General features: G+C 54.9%; 1 protein-coding gene. It reads right to left on the reverse strand.

What is annotated here, in order from left to right; genetic code table 11:
- A partial coding sequence (locus R0J87_RS22425; RefSeq protein ID WP_498889084.1) for an MBL fold metallo-hydrolase occupies positions 1-255 on the reverse strand: 255 nt, incomplete at both ends.

Raw genomic sequence — 255 nt, forward strand, 5'->3', positions numbered from 1 at the left:
CTGCCGTGCCTTCAAAAAGACGGCCGCAGCCTGCAGAGAACAATGTGTCGCCGCAGAAAAGCTTGCCATCGCCAACGTAGGCAATATGTCCCGAGGTATGGCCGGGCAAGCCCAGCACCATGAAACGTTCGCCGAAAATATCGACCTGATCGCCATCTTCGACAGACTGTGTCAGCCCGGGAATGGCTTCAGATCCGGGGCCCACTATTTTACAGGCAGGAAAAGCTCGCTTAAGTTCACTGATTCCGCCAACAT

It is taken from the genome of Halomonas sp. SIMBA_159 (assembly GCF_046536035.1).
Lineage (GTDB): Bacteria > Pseudomonadota > Gammaproteobacteria > Pseudomonadales > Halomonadaceae > Vreelandella > Vreelandella venusta_A.